Below are 24,504 nucleotides of genomic sequence, written 5' to 3' on the forward strand. Positions count from 1 at the left end.
ACGGCCTGCGGCATACGGCCCACGCCCAATACTTGTAAAGGCTCAACCCGGAAAAGTCAACGGAAAAGCGTAGGACGCGTCCATGAATTACGAAGACGATCAGATGTGTTTTGTCTGCGGCAAGCGCAATCCCGACGGCCTCCATCTCCACTTTGAGCTGATCGGTGAGGATCGGATCCGGACGGAGTTTACCCCTCCCAAGCGGTTTCAAGGCTGGAAAGATATCCTGCATGGGGGGATCATCGCCACGATTCTGGACGAGGTGATGGTCAACAACGCCTACCTGCGACAGATCATGGCCGTCACGACAAAGATTGAGATGCGGCTGAGGCGTCCCGCCGCCATCGGCGCGCGCCTGATCTTCTACGGGCAGATCGTGAAGCAGGATCGCAGGACGGTTACGACAAGGGCCTGGGCCGAGCAGGAGGACGGGACCATTGTCGCCGAGGCCAACGGTCTGCTGATGAAGATCTGAGGGATCGCATGGGAGAGAATGTGCGCCGGGTCATTACGCTGCTGACCGATTTCGGGTTGAGCGACCCGTTTGTCGGGATTATGAAGGGGGTCATCCTTGGGATCAGTCCTCATGTGGCGCTTGTTGATCTATGCCATACCGGCAAGACGTATGACGCTAGTGAGGCTGCGTTTCTGCTCCTCACGTCGTACCGCTATTTCCCCATCGGCTCCATCCACGTTGCGGTGGTTGACCCAGGGGTCGGCGGGTCTCGTCGGCCGATCCTGGTGAGCTGTGATGGCCGTCTGTTCATCGGTCCGGACAACGGACTCCTGGCCCCACTGGCCGAAAAGACCGGGTCGACGGTCAGGATCATGACGGCGACGCGATATTTCCTCCAACCGGTCAGCACCACCTTTCACGGACGCGACATCTTTGCGCCCGTCGCGGGCTATCTTGCGCGCGGGGTCGATCCCGCCGAGTTGGGCGAACTCATCGATGATTATGTCCGCCTGGTACTGCCGCGCGCGACCCTGTGCGGGACCTCATCAATCAAGGGGACCATCCTGCATGTCGATCGGTTCGGCAACCTGGTGACAAACATCGCTCGGGCTGATTTGGAGCGCCTAGCGAAGCGCGGTTCGTCGACCGACTACGCGGTGTATGTCGCCGGTATGAGGATCCCGATTGTCTCGTTCTACGGTCAGGTCGCCCCCGCTGCACCCGGCGCCATCATTGGCAGCGCCGACTATCTGGAAATCTTTGTGAATCAGGGCGACGCGTCCAGGCGCTTCGGCATTGAGCGTGGATCCGAAGTGGTGGTCGACAGGCAGGACACTGAACCGCCGCGTCTTTGACAATGTATAAAACAGTGTGTTACCCTGAAATGCTATTGCGCGACGTATCCATCGCATCGGCGGTCATCGACTTGACGGACGAGTGAAACAGCGTGTCGAAGGGATCGTTTGCAAATTTTTATAAAGGGGTCTCCGACGACGCCCTTGGCGCCTATCTGAAGCGGATTGCCCAGGTTCCCCTTCTGAAGAAGGAGGAGGAGCTCAGGCTGGGAAGGGCGAGTCAACGGGGGGATGAGAAGGCCCTCAAGCAACTGGTCGAGGCCAACCTCCGCTTCGTTGTCAAGGTGGCGCTCCGCTATCGCGGGTGCGGTCTGTCGCTGCCGGACCTGATCAACGAAGGCAACATCGGCCTGCTGGAGGCCGCACGTCGCTACTCCCCGGACTATAATGTCAAATTCATTACCTATGCGGTCTGGTGGATCCGGCAAGCCATTATGCAGGCCTTGGCTGCCGGTGGTGGGGCGGTGCGGCTGCCGCTTCGAAAGGCTCGCCTCGCCTCGCAACTTGACGACATCCGCGCCGATCTCTCCCAGCAGTTGCAGGCGACACCGACGGACGCTGAGGTCACGGAGGAGCTGGACCTGAGCGCAAGCGACCTGGAGGGGGCGTTGCACCGGGCGGGTCAGTTGGCGTTTCTGAGCGATGACATCGGTCTTGAACAACGGATCGGGATGGAGCTGTATGACGCGAAGCAGCTTCCCCCCGCCGATTACGAACTGATTCGCCGATCGCTCCGTGAAGAGGTGGAGCGGATGCTCGGCAGCCTCACCTCCCGAGAGCGGCTCATTGTGGAACTGCGCTTCGGTTTGGGGAGGGAAGAGGCGATGACCCTGAAAGAGGTGGGCAAGCGACTCAAGCTCTCGCGAGAGCGGGTTCGACAGATCGAGGAACGCGCCAAGGCGAAATTGCGCGTATGGGCCAAGTCCAGACACCTGAAAGACTATTTGAATTAAGCCGCTTGCCCTCCCGCATCGGTGTGCATGACAACACGGGCGGACAGCCGGTCGCCTGCTGATGATGGTCGAATCAGTAAGCCCTGATCTGTGGCCGGAGATCAGGGCTGTTGTTTTTGTTCTGTATAGCTCACGCCTCATGGCTCGGTCGTGAATAGCGAGATCGTGTGAGCTTCTCCATCATCACGTCATTGTTACGTTGCCGTGCCTTCGCGTGGCTCCAGAGACAGATCGGATCAGGAGGCGACGTGGCCGACTTACAACACGAAGATGAAAGTGCGCGGATAGCGCGATGGCGCATGATAGAGGAGCAGCTCCGAGCCCGGGATATCATCGATGAGCGGGTGCTTACTGCTATGGAGAGGGTTCCGCGTCATCTGTTCGTCGAGCCGACCCTGCAATATTATGCGTATGAAGACCGTCCGCTTTCCATCGGCGCCGGTCAAACGATCTCTCAGCCGTACATTGTTGCGCTCATGGTCCAACTCCTCCGGGTACTGCCGTCATATCGAGTCCTTGAGGTAGGGACCGGTTCGGGCTACCAGGCCGCGATCCTGGCCGAGTTGGCGGCCGAGGTCTATACCGTGGAGATCATCCCGTCGCTGGCCGAGAGCGCCGGCGCGCGACTCGAGGCGCTCGGATACCGGAATGTGCGTACCCGTCAGGGAGACGGGTACGAGGGCTGGCTGGAGGCCGCTCCCTTCGACGGGATTGTTGTCGCAGCCGGCGCTCCCGAGATCCCCCTTCCCCTGATCCAACAGCTATGCGAAGGGGGGCGAATCGCGATCCCGGTTGGGATTGCCGGGGCAACGCAAGATCTGATCCTCGGGGAGAAGCGTAGCGGAAAGTTGCAGATCCGTTCCATTGCGCCCGTCCTCTTCGTGCCGCTGACGGGTAAGGGGGGCGCCGACTCATGGCGGAAGGCTGATTGGTGAGGTTGAAGAACTTCCGTGAGCCTGCATGATTCCGCTCAAAGATAACATCCCGTCCTCTCGCGCCCCGGTGGTGACGCTTGCGCTTATCGGTGCGAATATCCTTGTATACATCAATCAGATGATGCGTACGCCACAGGAGGTAGTCGCGTTTATCCGCCTCTATGGTCTCACCCCATTGGAGATCAGCAGCGGCGATTCGTTGGCCTCGCATCCGGTCCCCCTGTATGCCACCATCGTGACGTCGATGTTTGTGCACGGTGGCCTGTTCCATCTTGGCGGCAATATGCTCTATCTGTGGATCTTCGGCGATAACGTCGAAGACAGGATGGGGCGGCTCAAATTTATCATGTTTTATCTGCTCTCCGGCCTTGGGGCCGCCGCTGCCCAGGTCTGGGCCGATCCCGGATCTAAAATTCCGATGATCGGCGCCAGCGGGGCGATCTCCGGTGTTCTTGCGGCCTATCTCTTCCTCTTTCCCCGCGCCCGGGTGCTCACGCTGATTCCGCTCGGCTTGTTCTTGCAGGTTGCCGAGATCCCGGCGTTGGTGGTCCTGGGATTCTGGATCGTCATCCAGGTGCTGAACGGTCTCATGACGCTGGGGGGGCAGGCGGGAGGTGTGGCGTGGCTTGCCCACGTCGGTGGGTTTGTGGCGGGTCTTGTCATGGTGATCCCCTTTGCCGGATGGCGCCGACGGCCCCAGTGGAGGGATCAGCTTTTGTGAGCGGGACAAAGCGGATAGCACCTCTGAGTCGCGAGGAGTTCCGTCAATTGGTGGCGCAGGCGATCGCCTCTCTGCCGTCGGGTGTGGGGGAGCGCCTCACAAACGTGGAGATCGTGGTGGAGGACCGCCCGACGTCTCGGGATCTGGCGTTGGCCGGAACCGATCCGGCGCACACCCTCTTGGGTCTGTACACCGGCATCCCGCTCACCGAGCGGAGCAGTTCGTACGGGATGGTTCTCCCCGACAGGATTGTCCTGTACCAGCGATCGATTGAGGAGGGATGCCGAACCAAACAGGAGATCCAGGCGCAGATCCGCACCACCTTGCTGCATGAGATCGGTCATCATTTCGGTCTGTCTGAGGACGAGTTGGGAGAGGCCGGATACACATAGTGCCGGGAAGAGCCAAAACGCTTGACAGGCTGGGGTAAATCCCGCTAGATTGATCGGGTTTTGCGTTGAGTCACAACGTTCAGGAGGAGCAATGGCCCCGAGGGGACGACGGCGGTCGGAGACCAGATTTTACGAGCTGTACTGTGTCGTATGCGGCGCCACCTGCACCGAGCAGGAGAGCAGTTCGCGTTGCGTCAGTTGCGGTAAGCCGCTGGGCGTCCGCTATGACTACGCCTACATCCGGGCCCGCCTGAATCGTTACTCGCTCAAGACCTCTCCGATCAAGGCGCTGAAATACCTCGATTTCTATCCCATCCTAAACCTCGATCTGGTGGTCTCGCTGGATGAGGGCGGAACGCCGCTGTACCGGTGTCATCGGTTGGCCGAGGAGCTGGGGATCAAGCAGCTCTATATCAAGAACGAGGGGATGAATCCGACCGGGGTCTTTAAGGATCGCGGCACACTCGTCGAGATCACCAAGGCCAAAGAGCAGGGCGCGAAGGCGATCTGCGTGGCCTCCACCGGCAACATGGCCGGCTCCGTCGCGGCCTATGCCTCGATTGCCAATCTCCCCTGCTATGTGGCGGTACCGGAGGGGACTCCGATCGGCAAGATGGCTCAGTCGCTGTCGTATGGCGCCCGGGTCCTTCAGATTCGAGGGACGTATAACGACGCGGCCTCCATCGCGGAGCAGATGAGCCGGCGTTACGGGTATTATCTGGCGGGGGATTACGCCTTTCGCGTCGAGGGCCAGAAGTCACAGGCGTTCGAGATCGTAGAGCAGTTGGACTGGCGGGCACCGGCCGTCGTCATTGTCCCGATGGGGTGCGGGACCAACATCGCCGCCTTATGGAAAGGTTTCAAAGAGTTTTACGAGCTGGGGTTGATCTCGTCCCTGCCGCGCATGATCGGTGTCCAGCCGGTCGGCTGTTCGCCGATCGTGGCCGCATTCAACCAGGGAAGCGATGAGATCATTCCCGTGAAGAAGCCGGAATCGGTCGCCTCGGCGCTGATGGCGGGCGATCCGCTGGACGGGCTGAAGGCACTGGCCGCGTTGCGCGAATCGGGCGGATGCGCCCTGTCGCTCAACGATACCGAGATCCTGCAGGCCCAGCAACAGCTCGCGCGCCAGGAGTCGATCTTCGTGGAGCCGTCCGGGGCGATCCCTGTCGGGGCGCTCTCGCTGTTGCTGACCAGCGCCCGTGTGAGGGCCGATGAAACGGTCGTCTGCCTGGCCACGGGGAATGGGCTGAAGGACCCCAAGGCGGCATTACGGGTCCTCCCGTCGCCGGCGACGATCGATCCCTCGTTGCAGGAGGTTGAGAAGTTCCTGAAGCTGCGCCTCTACGAGATCCGGGCCGCCGGGGCCAAGAACGGCGACAAGAATCTGTTTGAGCAGGTTCCGTCCGTCGCCGACGTCACCGCGCGAGTGCGGCAGGAACTGGGGGTCAAGCTGACGACGGAATACGGCAGCAAGGTGCGGGCGTTGATTGAGGAGTTTGTCAAGAAGGGGAAGCCGATCATGAAGGCGGACCTGCAGTACATCGTAGAGAATGTCCTGAAGGGTCTGTCGGTCCATGAACCGATCCTTACCGTAGAGGACTTCAGGGTCTCGACGTCGCTCCACGGCCAGGCAGAGGCAGCCGTCCGCGTGCTGTTCGAGGGGGAAAAGGTCGAGGCGACCGCGGTCGGTGTCGGGCCGGTAGATGCGGTCATTAACGCCCTGAAACAGGCCGCCTTGACCCGCGGGAAGCTCTTCTTTGAGCTGATCGACTACAATGTGGAGATCAGCTCACCCGGGACCGATGCCTCAGTCGAGACGACGATCGTCATGAAGGACGCTGAAGGCAGCCGGATCGTCGCCATCGGAACCTCCCCCGACATTATCGTTGCCTCGGTGAACGCCTTCGTCGAAGGCTACAACCTGCTGTGGGCGCGGCAGAAGGGGTGATCCGTCCGGCAGGTCGTCGCGGAGGGGGCAAGCCTCGCAGCGCGGTATTTTCCGACAGTAGGTTTTCCCGACGGCGACCAGCAGGGCGTGATACTCGTTGAAAAGCGCCGGATCGGTCGGCAGGTGGGTCATGAAGAGGCGCTGGATCTCACCATAGGAAAGCTTCGCCGCAATCAGCTCGTGCCGTTCCAGCACTCGACGGGTGTAGGCATCCACGACAAAGATCGGTCGTCCGCCGGCATACAGCAGGATCGAGTCGGCCGTCTCCTCGCCGATCCCTGAAATCCCCAGCAGCTCTTCGCGTAATCCATCCCGCGCCCCTCGAAACATCCGCCGGATGCTCCCGCCATACCGTGTCAACACGAAGTGTGTTAGATGCTTCAGCCGTTCGGCCTTCATGTTATAATATCCTGCCGGGCGGATCATCTGGGCGAGCCGCTCATGCGGCTCGCCATCAATCGCGCGGGGGCTGAGCAGTCGCGCGGCTCGCAACGCCGTGATCGCCTTTTCAACATTGGTCCAGGCGGTATTCTGGGTCAGGATGGCGCCGACCATCACCTCGAATGGGGAGCGGGCCGGCCACCAGTGCTGCGGTCCGAAATATCGGAAAAGCTGCCGGTAAAGGGAGAGAAGTCGTCGTCCGGTTGGTGTCTGCGGCATAGTATAGTATTGTGACCGGTTTTTCTCAAAGGTCAAGAGGAGAGTCGACGGACTGTGGTGCGATACCTGGGAATCGATTACGGGACGAGGCGGATCGGTGTGGCCGTCAGTGACGAGCTGGGCCTGACAGCCCAGTCGCTGCCGTCGCTGGAACCGTCGTCGGAAGAGGAGGCGCTCAGCGCCATTCGAGCCTTCATCGAACAGTATGGTGTGCTCGAGGTTGTTGTGGGCCTGCCGAAGAATATGAACGGCACGCTCGGGCCAGCGGCAGAGCAGGCCATGGCGTTTGCCGGACGGCTGGAGGAGCACGCGGCCGTGAAGGTAACCATGTGGGACGAGCGGCTGACCAGCAGGGCGGCCGAACGCCTGTTGATTGAGGCCGATCTGTCACGGGCCAAGCGGAAGGGGCGCGTTGATCGGATGGCCGCCGCACTCATCCTGCAGGGCTTTCTTGATCGTCGCCATCGTCAGCAGGAGCAACGTTCGTGAGCATGGCGCCCTCTGTTCTATCACTGCCACACCGGGCGCTTGTCCTGGCCTGCGGTCTGTTGGTCGGGGTTGGTCTCATGTGGTACGGGCTGACCGGCCCCGCGCCATCCGCGAATGAGGCCGCACGGGCGGTCGTCATCAGGCCTCAGACGGGGGCCCTGGATATCGCGCGGACACTTCAGGAGGCGCGCGTCATCCGCAGCCGTCTCGCCTTTCTGGTCGTTGCCGTCGCCCGGGGGACGCAACGGCGCCTGCTGGCCGGGGAGTACGAGTTCGCCCCCGGCCTCAGTCTGCTGGAGGTGATCCGCCGGATCGAGCAGGGAAAGGGGTTCGTCCATCAGGTAACGATCCCCGAGGGATATGCTGCGCGGCAGATCGCCGAACTCCTCGAGGAAAAGGGACTGATCGATCAGAAGCGGTTTATGGCGCTCTTGCAGGATCGACAAGTGGTCCGGCAGTACGGTGTGGACGGTCCGTCGCTCGAGGGCTACCTGTTTCCTGATACCTATCGCCTGGTCAAGGGGCTGCGCGAGGAGGCGATTATCGGGTTAATGACCGAACGATTTACCGAGGTGTTCGGTTCCGCGGAGCGGGCGCGCGCCAAAGAGTTGAAGATGTCGATTGATGACGTCGTCACGATCGCGTCGCTGATCGAGCGGGAAGCGATGGCGGACGAAGAACGACCGCTCATCTCGTCGGTCTTCCATAACAGGCTCCGATTGGGTATGCCGCTGCAATCCGATCCTACGGTCCTCTATGGCCTCTCTCGGTTCAGCGGCAAGCTCACCAGGGCGAATCTGCAGGCGCCCTCGCCATACAACACTTATCTGCACCGAGGGTTACCACCGGGTCCGATTGCGAGCCCCGGACGGGCATCTCTCATGGCCGCCCTGTATCCCGCCACCTCCCGGTATCTGTACTTTGTCTCAAAAAATGACGGGACGCATGTCTTCTCGGTCACGTTACGGGAGCACGATGCGATGGTCAGGCGCTATCAGATCGGGAGGGCCGGGTGACGCGCGGCCGGGTTGTCGTCGTTGTGCTGGGCTGGATGCTGACCGCCTGTGCCACCGAACAGATGGCGATCCAGGCGGAAAGGGCCGACGCCCATTACAATATGGGTGTCGCGCATCTGGCCGGCGGAGACGCCAAGCAGGCGATTGCGGAGCTCAATCAGGCGATCGCGGATGTCTCGGACAAACCGACCTATTACAACGCGTTGGGACTCGCCTACCTGTTGGATCGCCGGCCCGATCTGGCCATCACCTCGTTTCAGAAGGCCGTTCACCTCGACCCGCACTTTTCTGATGCCTACAACAATCTTGGTTCGGCCTATGTCCAGCAGGCCAAGTATGACAAGGCCGTGAAGGCCTTCAGGCAAGCGCTTTCCAACCCAGCCTATCTCTCCCCGGAACAGGCCTACCTCAATCTGGGAAATGTGTATATGGTCCAGGGACGGACGGCCGACGCGATAGCGGAGTTCAAACGCACTCTGGACATTGCCCCTGATTTCACCGAGGTCCACAACCGACTCGGCTACGCCTACCTGGTGCAAGGGCAGTGGGAGCTCGCTATCGCCGAACTGACGCTGGCCGTGAAACAGGCGCCAGACCTCGCCACTGCCCATCAGAGCCTCGGTTTTGCCTACCTGTCGATCAATGAGAAAGACCGGGCCAGACAGGCATTCCAGAAGGTCGTGGAATTGAGCCCTGCCAGCGAGATGGCGGCCGAGGCGATGCGCCAACTCAAACGGCTCAACCAGTAGCCTCTGTCCCGCCCTATCCGTTATCGATAACATGCTTACCGGGATCGACCTGAAGGGGCTGAGCCTCGAGGAGATGGAACAATTGGCCGCCGATCAGGGCGAGCCGACCTACCGTGGCCGCCAGCTCTTCCACTGGATCTACGGACGGGGCGCACGTACCTTCACGGCGATGACCGATCTGCCGACCGCGTTTCGGACGAGGCTGGCCGAGCACACGTCGGTCGGCGCCCTCGCGTTGCTCGCGAGAGAGGTCGCCCGCGACGGTACACGGAAATACCTGTTCGGCTGCGCGGATGGGCGAGCGATCGAGACGGTACTGATCCCCGATGAGGAGCGGCTGACGGTCTGTCTCTCTACCCAGGTCGGGTGCGCGCTGGCCTGCGCGTTCTGTCTCACGGGGAAGATGGGGTTCGTCAGACACTTGCAGTCTGGTGAGATCGTCGATCAGGTGCTCGCCATTCAGCACGATCTGCATCCGGGGGAGCGGATCGGCAATCTGGTGTTGATGGGGATGGGCGAGCCGCTGCACAACTACGAGGCCACCGTCAAGGCGCTTGCTATCCTCACCCATCCATTGGGCCTCGCCTATCCGACGCGCCGGATTACCCTCTCGACCGTCGGCCTGGTTCCGGAGATTATCCGACTCGGCCAGAGCGGACTTGGGGTCAACCTGGCCGTATCGCTCCACGCCGCCACCGATGAACTGCGCGACCGCCTGGTTCCGATCAACCGCCGCTATCCAGTGAAGGAGCTGATGGCTGCGCTCAGGGCCTATCCGCTTCCACCTCGGCGGCGGATCACATTCGAGTACGTGCTGATCGACAGGGTCAACGACCGGCCGGAGGACGCTCGGGAACTGGTTCGGCTGCTGCGCGGCCTTCACTGTAAGGTCAATCTCCTCCCCTTAAACGAGGCCTCCGCCATTCCGTTTCGGCGACCCTCGCGGGAGCGCGTCGAAACATTCCAACACATCCTGAGGTCGGCCGGTATCCTCACTACCATCCGCGAGAGCCGCGGCCTGGACATCTCGGCCGCTTGCGGCTTGCTGGCGACAGAAACCAACCAGAAAAGCCTTGACACTACAGCGTGTCTTGCCTAAGATACATTCGCGGGGTGGAGCAGCCTGGTAGCTCGTTGGGCTCATAACCCAAAGGTCGCAGGTTCAAATCCTGCCCCCGCAACCAATAAGATAATCAATAGGCCAGGCGATTTAGCCTGGCTTTGCTATTTGTCCCTCGTCCTTATCCGCACCGCGCTAATCCTGTCGATGCTGACCACCGCATCGTAGAACTCCCTGCCCGACAACCTTGAGAGATGCAGCAGGGCGTTGCCGACCATCGTCACGGTCCCCTCGATCTCATCGCCGGACTGGAGTCTCAGCGCGACCTTCTTCCCGGTCTGCTCGGCAAGGACCTCCCTCATTGTTGCGCCCGCTTTGAGCGTAAAAGCCGCTTCCTCCGCCCGGAGCTCAAATGCCGGGACCGTTGCGCCTAATACGAATAGCGCTGCTACGGCGAAGAATCTCTTCTTCATCCTAATCTCCTTCCTCATGGAACTGTGTCATCCGGACCGTCGTATGATTCGTATCGAAGGGCAAGGTCGGTATTGTGATGAAACCGCGACCATCGTGGAGAGCGATCCTTAAAGGCTGTTGGGATAGCGCAAGATAGCGATTGACAAGTAGTTGGTGCCGGGGGCGGGAGTCGAACCCGCATGAGCCGAAGCCCGCAAGATTTTAAGTCTCGTGCGTCTCCCTGTTCCGCCACCCCGGCAGGGCTCTTGCTGCTAAAGACCGCCGCGAACCAGCGGCTGAAGCTTTCGCCACTGCTCCGGTGTCAGGGTTGCCTTACCTTGTTCGATGGTCCTGATTCGACTCATGCGGAGGTCGGTTCGGAGCGCTTCTATCTTCCGCAACCCGGTCTCCACCTGTGCAAGGTCGATCTTCTCCGCACTCAACAGACGCCGCAGGTCCAGTTCCCGTCGCTGCAGTTCGGCGGCCTGCAACTCGGTTTGTCGCTGGAAATCGCCGCGAAGGCGGTCAAGTGCCTGGATCTGCGCCGGAGCGAGCGAGAGGTCTTTTGCGTGCCACAGCATCAACGTAATGAGGGGCACCTGCTCCATGGCGAGTGGACCCGATGGCTGGTCATCGAATGGAGCAGAAGACTGAATCGCCGTACAGCCGACGGCCATTGTCAATGACAGACCGACAAGCCACAACCTGTGTCGGTTCATGGACTCGTACCCCCTGATCAGGGCGTGACAGATCTTATGCATGGGACACTCCCTACCGGATCGAACAGCCGACAACGCAGACGACTATCCCACCTATACATTGAAGCCCACCCTTACCGGAGCTGATTCTATCTTGTTCAGCATCGTAGTTGTAGCATAAAAGCTGCATGATCACCATAGCGTTCTCTTGCCGTTCCTTTCTTTCCTCTTGACAGTGGGACGAAAGAACGGTATCACCCGAGCAGCAGCAACGAGGGAGTGCGATGGCTACAGAACGATATACAGGCATTGTGCTGAGGCATGCACAGAATACGCTGGCCGAAGACGTTCGGCAGGGACTGACCGCCTCCCAAAAGTGGCTTCCATGCAAATACTTCTATGATCCTGAAGGCAGCGAGCTGTTTGAGCGGATCAGTGAGCTGCCGGAGTATTACCTGACGCGAACCGAGACGGCTATTCTCCAGCGCTACGCCGCGACCATTATCGAGCGCTGCCCTTTGGACCTGGCATTGGTAGAACTTGGCAGCGGCAGCTCCACGAAGGTTCGATATCTGATTGATGCCTGTCTGGCTCGCCAGCGAGAACTTACTTACTATGCTGTCGATATCTCACCGACCGGATTGGAGAACGGGACCCGCCAGCTCTTGTATGACTACCCTCGCTTGCAGGTCCGGGGGGTTGTCGCCGAATTTGGAGACGGGTTGCGCTACCTGGTGAGCAGGGGCGGCGAACCTCGATTGGTGGTGTTTCTCGGCTCGACCATCGGTAACTTCACGGAAGACGAGATCGGCCGATTTTTTACGATGTTGCGTGATCAGCTTCGCCCAACGGACCGATTCCTGCTTGGTGTTGACCTGATCAAAGATCAAGCCGCCCTTGAAGCCGCCTATGATGATGCCCAAGGCGTTACCGCTCAGTTCAACCTCAACATTCTAGCGCGGCTGAACCGAGAGCTGTCCGCGAATTTCGAACCCTCGGCGTTTCGACATCAGGCGGTATGGAATAGTGAAAGGAGCCGGATCGAAATGCACCTGGTCAGCCTGCGTCCTCAGCGCGTACGGATCGCGGCGCTTGACCTCGATATCGAGTGTCGTCGGGGTGAGACTATCCACACGGAAAACTGTCACAAGTACTCTCTGGAGCATATGGAATCGTTATTGACCGACCATGGATTTCGGGTACGTGGTTGCTTTACCGATCCTCAGGATCAATTTTGCCTCTTTTTGGTCTCCTGATCATGTGATCATTCCGCCTGGGATGATCCGGATCGCCTTGTCCTTCAATCATGTCACTCATGGATGAATCGGCTGCGATTGAGTTTGAGCGCGTACACTACCATACCCCTGGTGGTGCGGTCATTCTCGATGATGTCAGCTTTGTCATAGAGCGCGGTACGATACTCGTCCTTGTAGGCCGCAGCGGTGTCGGCAAGACGACCATCCTGCGGTTGATTAATCATCTGCTTGTTCCGACCGCCGGTGAGGTCCGAGTCGAGGGGCGGGCGACCTGCGAGTGGGACCCGATCGCCTTGCGTCGCCGCATCGGCTATGTCCTGCAGGAGGTCGGCCTGTTTCCGCATATGACGATCGGCCGCAACGTCGGGATCGTCCCGCGCCTCAACGGGTGGCCGGAGCCCCGTATCGAGGCGCGTTGCCGGGAGTTGCTCGAGCTGGTCGGGCTGGATCCATCGACCTTTGAGGAACGATTCCCCCACCAGCTCTCAGGTGGGCAACGGCAACGCGTCGGATTCGCCAGGGCGCTGGCCGCCGATCCCCCCGTCATTCTGATGGATGAGCCGTTCGGCGCGCTCGATCCGCTGACGCGAGCCGAGTTGCACCGGGAATTCCGCCGTATTCAGGAACAGCTCCATAAGACCGTGGTCATGGTGTCGCACGATATGGGCGAGGCGTTTGCGCTCGCCACCCGGATTGGCGTCCTGGATCAGGGACGCCTCGTCGCCCTCGACACGCCGGAGATGGTTGCCCGTACGCGCGATCCAAGGATCCGGATGTTTCTGGACGCCATGCCGCCGGTACCGGCCATTGCCCGTGACGCTGATTAACTTCTGGATTGCCCATGGCGCCGACATGCTGGGCGCCGTCGCTCAGCATCTGCTGCTGACGCTGGTCGCGACCGTCGCGGCCATCGTCATCGGGGTACCGCTCGGGATCGTCGCAGCGCGCCGGCCCCGACTCGGCGCCGCACTGCTGGCCTTCGCCAACATCGCGCAGACAGTGCCCAGCCTCGCCATGTTCGGGTTTCTGGTGGCGCTGCCGCTGATTGGGGGGGTCGGCGCCAGAAGCGCGCTGCTTGTGCTGATCCTCTACGCGCTCCTGCCGGTCATGCGCAATACGGTTGCCGGGATTCAGGGGATCGACCGGGCTGCGCGGGATGCCGGTGTGGCGCTGGGGATGACGCCGCGACAGTTGCTGCTGCAGGTCGAGCTGCCGCTGGCGATGCCGACGATGGTGGCGGGGGTGCGGGTGGCGGCGGTCGTCGGTGTGGGGGCGGCCACGATTGCGGCCGCCATCGGAGCCGGAGGGCTCGGCGACTATATCTTCCGAGGCCTCTCGATGACCGAGCCGACCCTGATTCTGGCGGGCGCCGTGCCGGCTGCCCTCCTGGCTCTGACGGTGGATGCGTCGCTCGGCCGGCTGGAGCGCGTCATGACGCCGGGAGCCGCACGAGCGGGGCGAGTGACGGCCCGCGTGCTGGCGGCTGCCGGCATCGCGCTGATGCTGATTCTCATGGGCAGCTTCGCGGTCTCAGGGCGCTGGGGTGTTCGGGTGATCATCGGCTCGAAGAATTTTTCGGAGCAGGTCATCCTCGGCGAACTGCTGGCCCAGACGATCGAACGGACGACCGATCTCAGGGTCGAGCGCCGTCTCAATCTCGGCGGGACGTTCATCAGCGATCAGGCGCTTCGCTCGGGCGCCATCGACGCCTACGTCGAGTATACGGGAACGGCCCTCACCGCGATCTTTCATCAGCCGGTGCCGCGTGATCATGCGGACGTGCTGTCGCGTGTGACTGCCGCGTACGCGGCGACCGGTCGTACCGTCCTGCCGTCCCTTGGCTTCAATAACACCTTCGCGATCCTCATTCGAGGTGACAAGGCGCGCCGACTCAACCTCAAAACGATCAGCGATGCGGCGCCGCACGCGCCGAGATGGAAGGCCGCCTTCGGATACGAATTCCTGGAACGCGAGGACGGCTATAAAGGACTGGTGCGGACCTACGGACTGCGATTTGCCGAGACGCCGCATGTGATGGATCTGACATTAAGCTATCGGGCGCTCGCGGGCGGCTCCGTCGATCTGATCGCCGGCGAGGCGACCAATGGGTTGATCAAGGGACTCGATCTGTTCATGCTCGAGGATGATCGGCACTATTTCCCGCCCTATCACGCCATTCCTGTTATACGAACAGAGACATTGGCCGCCCACCCACAGCTTCGAACGGCCATCGAGCGGCTTGCCGGACGGATCTCGGAGGAGGCGATGCGACAGATGAATTACGATGTGGATGTGAGCCACCGCGATGTCGCGGTCGTCGCGCGGGAGTTCCTCGATACACTTCTTCAAACGCCTTAGATGAGCAGTCTGCCGGGTAAGGCGGTTGTCTTGCCGGAGGTTGACCTTCGTTCATTCCTGCAGTCTGATGATGTGGTCCGGGTGATCGTTGACCTGATCACCGGCAGACGCCGCGTGGAAAACGGCTCTGCCGTGAATATTGACTAAGGCGGCTCCGAATGTGGCGGGTCAGGTCTGATGTTCCGTCAATCGCCCCGTCAGCCGTCAGACACGCGAGGTCTCGTGAAGAATATCCGTCCGTTACTGCGGTACCGTTTATCGAGCGCCGGATTTCGAGGTCAATTGACGGAGTGGGGACCTTAGAGCCAGATCGGTTGCCCCTCTGCCGATACGCCTGCGAGATGCCGATGGAATTGAAGCCGCGGCGAGATTATTCCCCTCGTCCGACTCGATCACAAGGTTGCTTGAGTCGATGACGGCCAACAGATATTGTCCTTCACCGGGCGACGGGAGCATAATCCGACCACTCAGACTTGTCCCCCTTCCCGGCGCCAGGCTCCGGGACCGCACGGTTTGCGTTGTGAGAAGGCGATCTGTACCATCAAGCCCACTATCGGCCGAAAGATAGAAGGCGACCCTGAAACGTCCGACAGCCGTCTGATTCCCGAGATTCTGAACTGTGAGACCGAAATTGACCCGTTCTTGCCCCTTGGAGATCGTGGTTGATAGCGACGTAAATTGACCGGTCAGATCAGGCCCACTGGTAAAAATTGCCGTACAGGTAAGATCTCGGGTCATTGTGACGTGTCCGTCAGTACAGTCCGCTTCTCCGCCCCATCCGGCGAAGAGCCACCCGGTATCCGCAACTGCGGTCAGGTTCACAACGGTCCCACTCTCGTAGTGTTCTTCGCAGTCAGGCCCGCAGTCGATTCCCGGCAGATCGGTCCTTACAGTGCCATTTCCGCTTTTCGTTACCGAAAGCGTGTGCTGCAGATTTGACCCGCCGTAGTTGATGGCCACAAGAAAGCCGCTGGTAGTGGTCGATAGCACCGACACCGTGATCCCGTTCGCCGTATCGGCGAAGGTATCGCCGGGCAACCACATCGCCCCGGCATCATTCGGATTGCCGTTGTTGTCGGTGTCAACGACCTGCGCATCCCGGTCCCACCTGGTTGTATCGACAAAATGGATCACGACGGCGCTATCCGGGAGCGGGCCGTCATACCCGACCTTCTGTCGCGCCTCGACAGTGTAGAACTGTGTCGCTGAGCCTCCGAGCGGAATCTTGGCCATCAGGTATCCCGTAGTCGAGGGTTGACCCAGTCGCTCAAGTTCAATGGTCGTATTGGAGCCGGGAAGGGCTACGTATCGCCGAACAGAGGGGACCCATCCTAAGAAGTCCTTATGATACGCGATGGTATGGACCCCGATACATCCGTATTCGGGGTGCTCCGGCCAGCAGTTATCCCATACGTCACTCATCACATCCCAACGGGAGTCGTAGGTTGCGCTGTATGGCCCGGAGGAGTGCGGTAGCCCGAACCCGTGGCCCATCTCGTGGCCGATCACACCATGGTTCTCGTACCCCCATGGCGGGAGCCAGGTGACATTGTAGCTCTTCGTTTGCCCGTCCAATGTGAGGGTCAGGCTTCCACCCCAGGCGCAGCAGTCCAGATTCTGGTTGAAGACAAGATTAACCCCAATGAGATCGGGGAAGTAGAGGTCGTCGTTGGCGACCGTGGTGCAATCTCGAGCCGCCCTCCCGTGATCTAATTCGACCGATCCATTGCCGTCTCTGTCATAGATGTAGTAGGACCGCGGTTGTGGGAGGTTATACCAGCCGACGACCAGGCTACCGCCCAGGTTAATCTGGCCGTACGACAGTTCCTGCCAGTAGTGCTCCATTCCCGGATAGGTCCCTCCCAGCATCAGCGTTTCGAACCACGTCTTGGGATGGGGAGTGATTCCAGTGGAATCGGCGAAACGACAAAGGATGGTTGCCCACCGTTGCGACCCGCTGACAGCCGCCTCTTCCAGAACGGCCGATTCATCCGCTTGAGTTGAAAATTTCGACAGCCGCCGAATCGCCCCGACTCGGAATCCGGGTTGCCCGCCCTCTCGGGAGGGATCCGATGTCGCAAACAGACGCTGCCAGGTACCCTCAAGTACTACCGGTCGGCGGTTAAGAGCCAAAAGCCCCCCTGAGAGCCGTTGAGTTGTTTCATCCATCGCAAGATCGGTCCATTCACCGTTATGATCAACCAATCCGTAGCGCACCTGCGTCGCAGATGATTCCGGTTCATTTACCTGAGGCGGGCGGTCGCCCCAGATAGTATGGAACCAACCCGACAGTGACGAAATTTGTCCATCAAGCGGCTGAGAAGCAGCCGTTTGTGTCAGTCCACCCAACAATATAAACGATAGCAGGGCTACGATCCATCCCTTTCCCGCTGCCCCTTGCACAGCCTGGGGTCCGATGCGACGACGAGGGTAGAGACGTGTTTGTGCCTCAGTCAGCCTGGACCGCGGCACCTGGAACCTGGACATCAGACTACAATAAGCATTGCCCGGTGTGTCTCTCATTATTCGCCCCTTTTGTCCTCCGGGTTGATCGTAATGACTTGAATTACTTCAGGTCTTGTCTCCAACGGGAAGCCTGAGACGCGGACGCGCTTCCGATCCAGAAAACGCGGTCCACCGGTATTACGCAACACCTGCTCGTCGATGAGAAGCTCTATCCACTCTCCATCGTCGTCCACCAGTGTATAGCGCGGCTCACCGTTCCAAATAATGTGGAACCATCCCGAGATGTTTAACGGCGCATCCGGATACGATAAGGTTTCAGCAAGTAACGAGCCAGCCATTGCGGACGGCGATGATCCGATACGGACACCGATCCGTTTTGGAAACGGAACTGCCCGCGTGGCCGTATCTGCAGCACTTCCTGCTATGGCGATTCGGCAGGACAGCAATACGATGGCAAGCATCACCCCCGCTATGCGGTTCGGAAATCGCTTGCGCCATCCGGATAACCTCCAGCAAGCAAACCGATCCTGGGCGTTGATCATGATAGATCTCCCGGCATCGATATCACATCTTATGCTGCGATTGACAGCGAAAAGTACCATACAGCATATTAGTGTACATGACAATAAAATACGACTATGTGGATGAATGAATATCTGGCTCATAACGGCGAACATCGGGATATTTTGTGGTTCCACATTGACGATAGTGGGGAGCCGATATACGGCACGTTCGCCGATCTCCCTTTTGCGTGCCGAACGCTGTGGCTGAACGCTATGGCTTGACACCCCCCGGCGTTCGTGGTAGCGTGCGCCTGTCAAGAGCCGGAAGTTCTTCGTACGTCCTCTCTCTGCACGGGTCAGACATAATCATCTGTTCGTAACACTTGCGGGGGCGGGGCCTGTTGCGCCTGTTCATAAGAGAGGCCGACAGGCGGGAAGAGATTTGGGTGAAGGAGATATTGAGAATGGAGCGGCGTGAAGGGCTGGAGCAAGCGGGCTGCGCGATCACCGTGCAAGACGGTCGGTTGGTCGTCCCGGATCATCCGATCATCCCCTTTATTGAAGGTGACGGGACCGGGCGGGATATCTGGCGCGCCTCGGTCCGCGTATTCGATGCGGCGGTGAAGCGCGCCTATGGCGGGCAGCGCCGCATCGCCTGGTTGGAGGTCTACGCGGGCGAGAAGGCATTCAACACCCTCAAGACCTGGCTGCCGGATGAGACGATTCAGGCCTTCCGTATCTATGTAGTCGGAATCAAGGGACCGCTCACGACGCCGATCGGCGGCGGGATCCGCAGCCTGAACGTGGCGCTCCGTCAGCTTCTGGACCTGTACGTCTGCCTGAGACCGGTCCGGTACATCCGGGGTGTTCCCAGCCCCGTCAAGCGCCCCGAGCAGGTCGATACGGTGATCTTCCGAGAGAACACCGAAGATATCTACGCCGGGATCGAGTGGGAGGCGCGATCGCCCGAGGTCGATAAGGTCATCCGCTTCCTGCAGGATGAGATGGGGGTCAAGAAGATCCGTTTCCCCGAGAGCTCGGCCATCGGGATCAAACCGGTCAGTCGGGAAGGGAGCGAGCGGTTGATCGAGGCGGCCATTCAGTACGCCCTCCGGCATAAGCGCAGGTCTGTGACGCTGGTCCACAAAGGGAACATCATGAAGTTCACGGAGGGCGCGTTTCGGGACTGGGGTTACGCACTGGCGGCCGGCAAGTACCGCCACGAGACGGTCAGCCTGCGGGAGAGCTGGATCCTCGAGAACAGGGAAAAGACGCCGAGCCTGACGGTTGAGGAAAATGCATTGGCCGTCGATCCGGGCTACAAGGATATGACGCCTGACCGGCAGACCAAGGTTCGTCAGGAGGTTGAGACGGCCCTTGCGCTGTGGCCCACGCACGGGGACGGGCAGTGGAGACGCAAGCTGTTGATCAAGGATACGATTGCGGACATCACGCTGCAGCAGACCCTGACCCGGGCCGATGAGTTCGACGTGATTGCAACGCTCAACCTGAACGGTGACTACCTGTCGGACGCCCTTGCCGCCCAGATCGGCGGAATCGGGATTGCGCCGGGCGGGAATATCAACTATCAGACCGGTCATGCCATCTTTGAGGCGACCCACGGGACGGCGCCGAAATACGCCGACATGGATCGGGTCAATCCGGGCTCGGTGATCCTCTCAGGTGAGATGATGCTGCGACACCTCGGCTGGAATGAGGCGGCGGATCTGGTGATCCGTGGGCTGGAGGAGACGATTGCCCGGAGGCAGGTCACCTACGACTTTGCCAGGCTGCTACGTGCCGAGGGCGCCACGGACGTCACGGAGCTGAAGTGCTCCGAATTTGCCTCGGCCGTCATTGAGAACATGGGCTAGACGGGTCGGGATGTGAACGCATGGTAAGATCGATGCGGCCAAAGGTCACCGTTGTCGGCGGCGCGGGGAATGTCGGCGCCACCGTCGGCCAATATCTCATTGCGAAAGGGTTGGCCGATGTCGTGTTGATCGATATCCTGGAGGGTGCCCAACATGGGCGGGCGCTGGACCTGCTTCAGACGGGTCCGTTGCTGGGATCCGACAGCCGGATCGTCGGGACAAAGGATTACCGGGACACGGCAGACTCCGACATCGTGGTGGTAACGGCCGGGATCCCGAGAAAGCCGGGGATGAGTCGGGATGACCTGCTCCACACGAACGCCCGGATCGTCGGCGAGGTGATCGGGCAGATCGCCGTCCATTCGCCGAGCTGTATCCTGATCATCGTCAGCAACCCGCTTGATGCGATGACCCAACTGGCGCTCAAGCGAAGCGGCTTTGCCAGGGAGCGGGTGATCGGCATGGCGGGCGTCCTGGATGCGGCGCGATTTCGAACCTTTATTGCGCAAGAGCTGCAGGTGTCGGTGGAGAATGTTCACGCTTGCGTGCTCGGCGGCCACGGCGATACGATGGTTCCGTTGCCGCGGTATTCTACGGTAGCCGGCATCCCCATCACCGAGTTGCTGACCCCGGAGCGGGTGGAGGCGTTGGTGAAGCGAACCGCCGGGGGCGGAGGCGAGATCCTCGCGCTACTTGGAACGGGAAGCGCCTACTACGCGCCAGGCGCCTCCGTCGCAGAGATGGTGGAGGCGATACTGAAGGATAAGAAGAAGATCCTGCCGTGCTGTGTCTATCTGGACGAGGAATACGGGATACACGGGTTGTGCGTCGGTGTCCCGGTGAAGTTGGGCGCGGCCGGTGTTGAGCAGATCGTAGAAATCCCACTGACGCCTGATGAGACGGCCGCCTTGAACCGATCGGCTGCCGCCGTCAAAGAGCTGGTCGACATCCTGAAGCTCTGAATTGTAGACGCCCACTGCAAACGCTTAACAGAAGGAGGACACATCGTGAAGCATCTGAGAAGCAAATATCTGGGTTCCTTGGTGCTGGCCGTGGGGTTGTTGGTCGCCGGCTGCGGTCAGGAGATGAAGAAGGAAAATGAGCAATTGAAAACGCAGGTAGCCAACCTGCAAAAGGAAAACACCGATCTTAAGGCTGAGACGGTGACGCTGAAGGGTGAGAATGAGGCTATGAAGAGTGAACTGGAGGAGATAAAGGCCAAGATGGAGCAGATGGAACAGCAGATGAAGGCCAAGGGCCGACCCGCAAAGAAGAAATAGTCGGTCCGGTCGACCATCCAACCGTTGGTTCCTGACAAACGCATGACCGAAGAGCGGTTGAGCAACCGATCCGGACAGGCCGCAGCACCGGTCTTGGAAAGAGAGATCTGGTGGCTGCAGCCGGTGTTGATCGTCCTGGCGCTGGTCGGGTTCATGGCCTATACGGCCTGGGCGGCCCTGCAGGGAACCCACTATGAGTACAAGAACTACTTCTCGCCGTTCTATCCTGCGTTCGCCAAACCCGAATGGTGGCCGCTCTCACCAGCCTTTCTGGTCCTCTGGGCCCCGGCGGGCTTTCGGTTTAGCTGCTACTACTTTCGAAAGACATTCTATCGTTCGTTCCTGCTGTCTCCGCCGGCCTGCGCGGTAGCCGACGCGCGGGCCGGCTATACGGGCGAATCCCGATTCCCCCTGATCTTCATGAACCTTCACCGCTACTTTCTCTACCTGGCCACGGTCGAGTTAGTGATCTTGTGGTATCACGCCGCCCGCAGCCTGGTCTTCGACGGGCGCCTCGGCGCCGGGATGGGTTCGGTGGTGATGGTGGCCAACGTTGCCCTCCTCAGTCTCTACCTGACCTCCTGTCACTCCTTTCGACATCTCATCGGCGGACGGCTTGACTGTTTCTCAGGCTGCCCCACCCGACATGCCCTCTGGGGACAGGTCAGTCGTCTTAACGAGCGTCACGGGCTCTGGTTCTGGCTCAGCCTCTTGTCCGTCGGACTGACCGATCTGTATATCCGTCTCCTCTCGATGGGCCTCATCAACGACATGAGACTGTTCTGATGGCGCGCGAGTCCTACGAGACCTATGAGCACGATGTGCTGATCATCGGCGCCGGCGGCGCAGGACTGCGAGCCGCCATCGAAGCGCGGGCGCTGGGTGTCTCCGTCGGTCTCATCACGAAGTCGCTCCTCGGGAAGGCCCACACGGTCATGGCCGAGGGCGGGATCGCCGCCGCGTTGGGGAACGTCTATCCGGACGACAACTGGCGGGTACATTTCCGCGACACTATGCGGGGCGGCAAGATGCTGAACAACTGGCGGATGGCCCAACTGCACGCCCAGGAGGCGCCCGAGCGGGTCTTGGAACTGGAGCGGTGGGGCGCGGTGTTCGACCGGACCGGGGACGGGCTGATCCTGCAGCGCGACTTCGGCGGCCACCGCTACGCGCGTCTGGCTCACGTCGGCGACCGGACGGGCCTGGAGATGATCCGGACGCTGCAGCACCACGCAGTGGCCCAGGGGATTGAAGTACACATGGAGTATACCGTCACGCGCCTGCTCAAAGAGGGCGACCGTATCGTCGGCGCATTCGGCTATCGACGCGGCACCGGTCAGTTCGTCGTCTTCAGGGCAAAGGCGGTCATCCTGGCGACCGGCGGGGTCGGCAAACTGTGGAAATTCACGTCCAACTCCTGGGAGTGCACCGGCAACGGCGTCATGTTGGCGCTGGAGGCGGGCGCCGACCTGATCGACATGGAGTCATACCAGTTTCACCCGACCGGGATGGTCTGGCCGCCTTCGGTGCGGGGGACCCTGGTGACCGAGGGGGTGCGCGGCGACGGCGGGACCCTGCGCAACAACACAGGCGAGCGCTTCATGTTCCGCTACATCCCTGAGTTCTTCAGGGCCGAGACCGCCGACAATGAGGCCGAGGCCGACCGGTGGTATACCGACAAGAAGAATAACCGGCGCACACCCGATCTGCTGCCGCGCGACGAGGTGGCGCGCGCGATCAACGCCGAGGTAAAGGCCGGGCGCGGGAGTCCGCATGGCGGGGTCTTTCTCGATATTGCGTCGCGGCGGTCGGCCGACTATATCACGCGGCGTCTGCCGTCAATGTACCATCAATTCAAGGAACTGGCCGGCGTGGATATTACGAAAGAGCCGATGGAGGTCGGCCCGACCGCCCACTACATGAACGGGGGGATTCGGGTCGATGCCGATACCACCGCGACAACGGTGCCCGGCTTGCACGCGGCCGGCGAGGTCGCGGGCGGACTGCACGGCAGCAACCGCCTTGGCGGCAATGCGCTCTCCGATCTCCTGGTCTTTGGCCGACGCGCCGGTGAGCATGCGGCACTTTACGCGAAGGGTCTCTCCGGGGCGCCGTCGGTCGATCCGGGTTATCTTGACGCCTGTGCGCGCGAGGCGCTGCTGCCGTTTGAGAGCACGGGCGCTGAGAATCCCCATGCCTTTCAATCTGAGTTGCAGGAGACCATGCAGTCCCTGGTCGGGATCATCCGGACGGAAAGCGAGCTGCAAGAGGCGCTGGCGCGCCTCGGCGCGTATCGACAGCGCCTGCCGCAGGTACGCGTCGAGGGCGGCCGCGCCTATAATCCCGCGTGGCATACGGCCCTGGACCTGCGCGCGCTGCTGACGGTGGCGGAATGTGTCACGCGATCGGCGCTGGAACGCAAGGAGAGTCGCGGCGGGCATGCGCGGGGGGACTACCCGTCGGCGGACCCGCGATTCGCCTCGGTAAACGTGGTCATCCGCAAACGGGACGGAGCGATTACCCCTACCCTGGAGCCGATCCGCGAGATGCCCACGGAGCTGAAGCAGCTCTTCGAGGAGAAGCGATAATGGCGGTGTGTACACTGCGGCTCTTCCGGGGCGACGGGAGAGAGGGCGATTTCAGGGAATACCGGGTTGAGGCCGAGGAGGGGATGGTGCTCCTCGATGTGCTCCATCGGCTGCAAGCAACCCAGACGCCCGACCTGGCGGTTCGCTGGAACTGTAAGGCCGGCAAATGCGGGTCGTGCAGCGCCGAGGTCAACGGCCGGCCGCGGCTCTTATGCATGACCCAGATGAGCCTCTTTCCTGCAGGCAAACCGATTACGGTTGCTCCCGTCAAGACCTTTCCGACCGTTCGTGACCTGGTCAGCGACGTCTCCTTCAACTACGAGGTCGCCAAGACCATTCCTGCCTTCAGACCGCGACCGCCCGAGACCGACGGTACCTATCGGATGATGCAGGCGGAAGTCGAACGGATTCAGGAATTCCACAAGTGCATCGAGTGCTTCCTGTGCCAGAACGTGTGTCACGTGATCCGTGACCACGAAGAGAACAAGCCGCACTACGCGGGACCGCGCTTCTTCGTTCGATTTGCGGAGCTCGAGATGCATCCTTTGGACACCGGCTCGCGCATCGAGTTGCTCCGGACTGAGGCCGGGATCGGCTACTGCAACATCACCAAGTGTTGCACCGAGGTCTGCCCGGAGCAGATCCGGATCACCGACAACGCCATCATCCCGCTGAAGGAGCGGGTCATGGACGACTGTTACGACCCCATCATGAGGTTACTCCGCAAGCTCACCGGCAGGTAATCGTTACCCACTCAGCATCGTTCAGTTATTCGTATTTGCCGATACGAG

Annotated in this window: 24 protein-coding genes, 2 tRNA genes and 1 pseudogene; 21 read left to right on the forward strand and 6 right to left on the reverse strand. The window is 60.6% G+C overall.

All coding sequences use genetic code 11. From position 1 onward, the window contains the following. Positions 1-82: 82 nt before the first annotated feature. From C3F12_07170 to C3F12_07200, 7 genes are all read left to right on the forward strand, one after another. Positions 83-475, forward strand: a complete 393-nt coding sequence (locus C3F12_07170; protein PWB45856.1) for a thioesterase — start codon at positions 83-85, stop codon at positions 473-475. 8 nt (positions 476-483) lie between these two features. Then, positions 484-1,311, forward strand: a complete 828-nt coding sequence (locus C3F12_07175; GenBank protein ID PWB45857.1) for a hypothetical protein — start codon at positions 484-486, stop codon at positions 1,309-1,311. 92 nt (positions 1,312-1,403) lie between these two features. Beyond that, positions 1,404-2,264 (forward strand): RNA polymerase subunit sigma, encoded by an 861-nt coding sequence (locus C3F12_07180; GenBank protein ID PWB45858.1) that lies wholly within the window; start codon positions 1,404-1,406, stop codon positions 2,262-2,264. Positions 2,265-2,563: 299 nt separating this feature from the next. Beyond that, positions 2,564-3,199: a protein-L-isoaspartate O-methyltransferase gene (locus C3F12_07185; protein ID PWB46387.1), complete on the forward strand. Its 636-nt coding sequence runs from the start codon at positions 2,564-2,566 to the stop codon at positions 3,197-3,199. A gap of 25 nt (positions 3,200-3,224) precedes the next feature. Beyond that, the gene (locus C3F12_07190; protein ID PWB45859.1) at positions 3,225-3,920 is read left to right on the forward strand and encodes a rhomboid family intramembrane serine protease; all 696 of its coding nucleotides are present in this window, start codon (positions 3,225-3,227) and stop codon (positions 3,918-3,920) included. Further along, on the forward strand, positions 3,881-4,312 hold the full coding sequence (locus tag C3F12_07195) for a hypothetical protein (protein ID PWB45860.1): 432 nt from the start codon (positions 3,881-3,883) through the stop codon (positions 4,310-4,312). Before C3F12_07190 ends, C3F12_07195 begins: the two co-directional genes overlap by 40 nt. 91 nt (positions 4,313-4,403) lie before the next feature. After that, a complete protein-coding gene (locus C3F12_07200; GenBank protein ID PWB45861.1) occupies positions 4,404-6,263 on the forward strand; it encodes a threonine synthase in 1,860 nt (619 codons plus the stop codon). A gap of 36 nt (positions 6,264-6,299) precedes the next feature. Here C3F12_07200 and C3F12_07205 read toward each other — a convergent pair. Further along, positions 6,300-6,923: pseudogene (locus C3F12_07205) on the reverse strand (endonuclease). A 57-nt stretch (positions 6,924-6,980) separates the two neighbouring features. Between C3F12_07205 and C3F12_07210 the strand changes: the two are divergent. The 5 genes from C3F12_07210 (at position 6,981) to C3F12_07230 (ending at position 10,361) form a co-directional block, all read left to right on the forward strand. Then, positions 6,981-7,412, forward strand: coding sequence for a Holliday junction resolvase RuvX (locus C3F12_07210; protein PWB46388.1), 432 nt, complete (start codon positions 6,981-6,983; stop codon positions 7,410-7,412). Positions 7,413-7,414: 2 nt separating this feature from the next. Then, complete coding sequence (mltG, locus tag C3F12_07215) at positions 7,415-8,428, forward strand: endolytic transglycosylase MltG (protein ID PWB45862.1); 1,014 nt, start codon at positions 7,415-7,417, stop codon at positions 8,426-8,428. Then, positions 8,425-9,177: a hypothetical protein gene (locus tag C3F12_07220; protein ID PWB45863.1), complete on the forward strand. Its 753-nt coding sequence runs from the start codon at positions 8,425-8,427 to the stop codon at positions 9,175-9,177. The genes mltG and C3F12_07220 overlap by 4 nt, the downstream gene beginning before the upstream one ends. Positions 9,178-9,208: 31 nt before the next feature. After that, positions 9,209-10,276 (forward strand): 23S rRNA (adenine(2503)-C(2))-methyltransferase RlmN, encoded by a 1,068-nt coding sequence (gene rlmN / locus C3F12_07225; GenBank protein PWB45864.1) that lies wholly within the window; start codon positions 9,209-9,211, stop codon positions 10,274-10,276. A gap of 8 nt (positions 10,277-10,284) precedes the next feature. Continuing rightward, positions 10,285-10,361, forward strand: a tRNA-Met gene (locus tag C3F12_07230). Positions 10,362-10,401: 40 nt separating this feature from the next. On the opposite strand, the gene C3F12_07235 is transcribed toward C3F12_07230, so the two are convergent. The 3 genes from C3F12_07235 to C3F12_07245 form a co-directional block, all read right to left on the reverse strand. After that, on the reverse strand, positions 10,402-10,710 hold the full coding sequence (locus C3F12_07235; protein PWB45865.1) for a hypothetical protein: 309 nt from the start codon (positions 10,708-10,710) through the stop codon (positions 10,402-10,404). A 152-nt stretch (positions 10,711-10,862) separates the two neighbouring features. Further along, positions 10,863-10,949: transfer RNA gene (locus tag C3F12_07240), tRNA-Leu, on the reverse strand. A gap of 13 nt (positions 10,950-10,962) precedes the next feature. Continuing rightward, complete coding sequence (locus C3F12_07245) at positions 10,963-11,451, reverse strand: hypothetical protein (protein ID PWB45866.1); 489 nt, start codon at positions 11,449-11,451, stop codon at positions 10,963-10,965. Between the two features lie 221 nt (positions 11,452-11,672). On the opposite strand from C3F12_07245, the gene egtD reads away from it, so the two are divergent. The 3 genes from egtD to C3F12_07260 are packed head-to-tail and all read left to right on the forward strand — an operon-like array spanning position 11,673 to position 15,002. Further along, positions 11,673-12,644: an L-histidine N(alpha)-methyltransferase gene (gene egtD, locus C3F12_07250; GenBank protein ID PWB45867.1), complete on the forward strand. Its 972-nt coding sequence runs from the start codon at positions 11,673-11,675 to the stop codon at positions 12,642-12,644. A 59-nt stretch (positions 12,645-12,703) separates the two neighbouring features. After that, positions 12,704-13,471 carry an ABC transporter ATP-binding protein gene (locus C3F12_07255; protein ID PWB45868.1) on the forward strand — a complete coding sequence of 256 codons (768 nt, stop codon included), beginning with the start codon at positions 12,704-12,706 and terminating at the stop codon, positions 13,469-13,471. Beyond that, entirely contained in the window at positions 13,458-15,002 is a 1,545-nt protein-coding gene (locus tag C3F12_07260) for a glycine/betaine ABC transporter substrate-binding protein (protein PWB45869.1), read from the forward strand. The genes C3F12_07255 and C3F12_07260 overlap by 14 nt, the downstream gene beginning before the upstream one ends. 255 nt (positions 15,003-15,257) lie before the next feature. Here C3F12_07260 and C3F12_07265 read toward each other — a convergent pair whose 3' ends face one another. Then, positions 15,258-17,525 carry a hypothetical protein gene (locus C3F12_07265; GenBank protein PWB45870.1) on the reverse strand — a complete coding sequence of 756 codons (2,268 nt, stop codon included), beginning with the start codon at positions 17,523-17,525 and terminating at the stop codon, positions 15,258-15,260. Continuing rightward, entirely contained in the window at positions 17,525-17,806 is a 282-nt protein-coding gene (locus tag C3F12_07270) for a hypothetical protein (protein ID PWB45871.1), read from the reverse strand. The genes C3F12_07265 and C3F12_07270 overlap by 1 nt, the downstream gene beginning before the upstream one ends. A gap of 620 nt (positions 17,807-18,426) precedes the next feature. On the opposite strand from C3F12_07270, the gene C3F12_07275 reads away from it, so the two are divergent. From C3F12_07275 to C3F12_07300, 6 genes are read left to right on the forward strand one after another with little or no spacing between them, the layout of a single operon-like run. After that, positions 18,427-19,845 (forward strand): NADP-dependent isocitrate dehydrogenase, encoded by a 1,419-nt coding sequence (locus C3F12_07275; GenBank protein ID PWB46389.1) that lies wholly within the window; start codon positions 18,427-18,429, stop codon positions 19,843-19,845. A 32-nt stretch (positions 19,846-19,877) separates the two neighbouring features. Continuing rightward, a complete protein-coding gene (gene mdh, locus C3F12_07280; GenBank protein ID PWB46390.1) occupies positions 19,878-20,807 on the forward strand; it encodes a malate dehydrogenase in 930 nt (309 codons plus the stop codon). A gap of 45 nt (positions 20,808-20,852) precedes the next feature. Then, positions 20,853-21,125, forward strand: coding sequence for a hypothetical protein (locus C3F12_07285; GenBank protein PWB45872.1), 273 nt, complete (start codon positions 20,853-20,855; stop codon positions 21,123-21,125). A 42-nt stretch (positions 21,126-21,167) separates the two neighbouring features. Further along, positions 21,168-21,911 carry a succinate dehydrogenase gene (locus C3F12_07290; GenBank protein ID PWB45873.1) on the forward strand — a complete coding sequence of 248 codons (744 nt, stop codon included), beginning with the start codon at positions 21,168-21,170 and terminating at the stop codon, positions 21,909-21,911. Continuing rightward, a complete protein-coding gene (locus C3F12_07295) occupies positions 21,911-23,713 on the forward strand; it encodes a fumarate reductase/succinate dehydrogenase flavoprotein subunit (protein ID PWB45874.1) in 1,803 nt (600 codons plus the stop codon). Before C3F12_07290 ends, C3F12_07295 begins: the two co-directional genes overlap by 1 nt. Then, a complete protein-coding gene (locus tag C3F12_07300; GenBank protein ID PWB45875.1) occupies positions 23,713-24,456 on the forward strand; it encodes a succinate dehydrogenase/fumarate reductase iron-sulfur subunit in 744 nt (247 codons plus the stop codon). The genes C3F12_07295 and C3F12_07300 overlap by 1 nt, the downstream gene beginning before the upstream one ends. Positions 24,457-24,504: the final 48 nt, after the last annotated feature.

The organism is Candidatus Methylomirabilota bacterium, assembly GCA_003104975.1.
In the GTDB taxonomy this organism is placed as follows: domain Bacteria; phylum Methylomirabilota; class Methylomirabilia; order Methylomirabilales; family Methylomirabilaceae; genus Methylomirabilis.